This window comes from Pantoea sp. CTOTU46764, from assembly GCF_031974595.1.
Classification (GTDB): domain Bacteria; phylum Pseudomonadota; class Gammaproteobacteria; order Enterobacterales; family Enterobacteriaceae; genus Pantoea; species Pantoea trifolii.
In genome coordinates, this window is record NZ_DALYOQ010000128.1 from 1 (window position 1) to 3393 (window position 3393).

3 protein-coding genes are annotated in these 3393 nt (G+C 55.6%); all 3 read right to left on the minus strand.

Features of this window, described 5'->3' with window-relative positions:
* Positions 1 to 643 (minus strand): ATP-grasp domain-containing protein (locus RTM06_RS22730; protein ID WP_312184802.1); only part of this gene is annotated, 643 nt, incomplete at its 3' end.
* Positions 644 to 703: 60 nt separating this feature from the next.
* A complete protein-coding gene (gene odhB, locus RTM06_RS22735; protein WP_256695938.1) occupies positions 704 to 1927 on the minus strand; it encodes a 2-oxoglutarate dehydrogenase complex dihydrolipoyllysine-residue succinyltransferase in 1224 nt (407 codons plus the stop codon).
* A 15-nt stretch (positions 1928 to 1942) separates the two neighbouring features.
* The coding region (gene sucA, locus RTM06_RS22740) for a 2-oxoglutarate dehydrogenase E1 component (RefSeq protein ID WP_312184804.1) at positions 1943 to 3393 on the minus strand (1451 nt) is incomplete at its 5' end.

A 3393-nucleotide genomic window follows, 5' to 3' on the forward strand; every position in this document is an offset into this window, starting at 1 on the left:
TGCCGTCGAGGCAGATCAGGTCGCCCTGCTTGGTGATCACCAGCGGGTTGATCTCAACCATCGCCAGATCGCGCTCAAGGAACATGGTCGCCAGACCCATAAAGATTTTGGTGAACTGGCTAACTTGCTTACCGGTCAGGCCGAGTTTGAACGCCAACTCGCGGCCCTGATACGGCTGTGGACCCGCTAATGGATCCAGTGCCATCTTGTGGATCAAGTGTGGCGTTTCTTCTGCCACTTTCTCAATCTCAACACCGCCTTCAGTCGATGCCATGAAGATCACGCGACGAGTCGCACGGTCAACCACCGCACCCAGATACAGCTCCTGATCGATATCAGTCGCGGCTTCAACCAGAATCTGGTTTACCGGCTGACCGTGCGCATCAGTTTGATAGGTCACCAGACGCTTGCCCAGCCAATGCTCAGCAAAAGCACGAATGTCTTCTTTGCTGTTAACCACTTTCACGCCACCCGCTTTACCGCGGCCACCGGCATGAACCTGACATTTCACTACCCACGGACCAGCGCCGATTTTAGACGCGGCTTCTTCTGCTTCACGTGGCGTGGTGCAGGCGTAGCCTGTCGGTGCTGGCATGCCATAGCGTGCAAACAGCTGCTTCGCCTGGTATTCATGTAAATTCATGATGTTCTATCCATTCAGGTATGAGTTTGGGCGCGCCTTCACACCGCGCGCCCGGCGAAATTAGACGTCCAGCAGCAGGCGAGCTGGATCTTCCAGCATCTCTTTCACCGCGACCAGATAGCCAACGGATTCACGACCATCAATCAAACGGTGATCGTAAGAGAGCGCCAGATACATCATTGGCAGAATCACAACCTGACCATTGACCGCCATTGGGCGCTCTTTGATAGCGTGCATGCCCAGAATCGCGCTCTGCGGTGGGTTGATGATTGGCGTCGACATCAGCGAACCAAACACACCACCGTTGGTGATGGTGAAGTTACCGCCGGTCAGCTCTTCAACCGTCAACTTGCCGTCACGGCCTTTCACCGCCAGCTCTTTAATTTTCTTCTCAATGTCGGCCATGCTCAGCGCATCAACATCTTTCAGCACTGGCGTTACCAGACCACGCGGAGTAGAAACCGCAATGCTCACATCGAAATAGTTGTGGTAAACCACATCTTCGCCATCAATCGACGCGTTCACTTCCGGGAAGCGTTTCAGCGCTTCAACCACCGCTTTGATGTAGAAGGACATGAAGCCCAGACGCACGCCATGACGCTTCTCGAACGCATCGCCGTACTGCTTGCGCAGGTCCATGATTGGCTTCATGTTGATTTCGTTGAACGTGGTCAACATCGCGGTGCTGTTTTTCGCTTCCAGCAGACGCTCGGCAACACGCTTACGCAGACGCGTCATCGGTACGCGTTTTTCGCTGCGGTTAGCCACAGCGGCCTGCGGTGCAGCAGCAGCGGCTGGCGCTGGTGCGGCTTTGCCACTGTCGGCTTTCTTCGCCAGATGTTTTTCCACATCTTCACGCGTCAGACGGCCGCCAACGCCGGTGCCTTTGATCTGGCTGGCATCGAGGTTGTTTTCAGCAATCAGACGGCGAACCGCTGGGCTGAGCGCATCGTTGCTCTCTTCTTCCAGAGAAGCGGTCTGACGCTGTGCTGGTGTAGACTCTTTGCTTTCCGCTTTTGCCGCAGTCTCTTTCCCGCCGCTGTTGCCCTCTTTCAGACGGCCCAGAATCTGACGAGAAGTGACGGTAGCGCCTTCCTCTTCCAGCACGGCTTCCAGAATGCCGTCCGCTGAAGCAGGCACTTCCAGCACCACTTTGTCAGTTTCAATCTCTACCAGTACTTCATCGCGGCTCACGGAGTCGCCAGGTTTTTTGTGCCAGGTTGCAACCGTTGCGTCCGCTACGGATTCAGGCAAATCGGGAACGAGAATTTCTACGCTACTCATTTTCTTTCCTTTTTATTAACCAAGGTTCAGCGCGTCATTAACCAGGTCTTGCTGCTGTTTTTGATGTACGGACATGTAGCCCACGGCCGGTGAAGCAGAAGCCGGACGGCCTGCATAACGCAGTGACGCACCAAATGGAACCACTTCGCGGAAATGATGCTGACTGCAATACCATGCGCCCTGATTCAGCGGCTCTTCCTGACACCACACGAAATCCTGCACATGAGCATAGTTTTTCAATACGTCCTGCACGACTTTGTGCGGGAACGGATAGAGTTGTTCGATACGCACGATAGCCACGTCGGTCTGCTCGTTTTTACGACGCTGCTCCAGCAGATCGTAATAAACTTTGCCCGAACACAGTACGACGCGTTTAACCTGCTGCGGATCGAGATCGTCGATCTCACCAATCGCCGGCTGGAAGCTGCCGGTGGCCAACTCTTCCAGGCTGGAAATCGCCAGCGGATGACGCAGCAGTGATTTTGGTGACATGACGATCAGCGGACGGCGCATACCGCGCAGCGCCTGACGACGCAGCATGTGGTAAACCTGCGCTGGGGTTGAAGGCACGCACACCTGCATGTTCTGTTCAGCACAGAGTTGCAGATAACGCTCCAGACGCGCTGAGGAGTGCTCAGGACCCTGACCTTCATAACCGTGCGGCAGCAACATGACCAGACCACACATACGGCCCCATTTCTGCTCGCCGGAGCTGATGAACTGGTCGATCACTACCTGTGCGCCGTTGGCGAAATCGCCGAACTGCGCTTCCCAAATGGTCAGCACGCGCGGTTCTGCGGTGGCGTAACCGTATTCGAAGGCCAGTACCGCTTCTTCAGACAGCACGGAATCCCACACTTTGAACTGACCTTGACCGTTATGGACATGGTGCAGCGGCGTGTAGGTTGAGCCGTTGGACTGGTTGTGGATCACCGCATGACGGTGGAAGAAGGTACCGCGACCGGTATCTTCACCGGAAAGACGCACCGGAATCCCTTCGTCAACCAGCGTGGCGTAGGCGAGGTTTTCTGCACCGCCCCAATCGAACGCTTTGTTGCCTTCGGCCATCTCTTTGCGATCGTTGTAGATCTTGGCCACGCGAGACTGCACTTCTACCGATTCCGGTACGCTGCTGATGCGGCGCGCCAGTTCCTGCAGGCGTTTCAGTTCTACGGTTGCCGGGTAGCTTTCGTCCCACTCGTGGTTCAGATATGGCGACCAGGTGAATGAATGCAGGCTCATCGGACGCCATTCCGGCACCACGCATTCGCCTTCATCCAGCGCGTCGCGGTACAGGTTAACCATCTCGGTGGCATCTTCGGTGGTCGCAACACCTTCGCTTTCCAGCTGATCGGCGTAGATTTTACGCGGCGTTGGATGCTTTTTGATTTTCTGGTACATCAACGGCTGAGTTGCGCTTGGCTCGTCGGCTTCGTTGTGGCCGTGACGGCGGTAGCACACCAAAT

Bases quoted from the DNA above. Each gene is read 5' to 3' on its own strand.
- odhB (WP_256695938.1), bottom strand. From the start codon at position 1,927: ATGAGTAGCGTAGAAATTCTCGTTCCCGATTTGCCTGAATCCGTAGCG.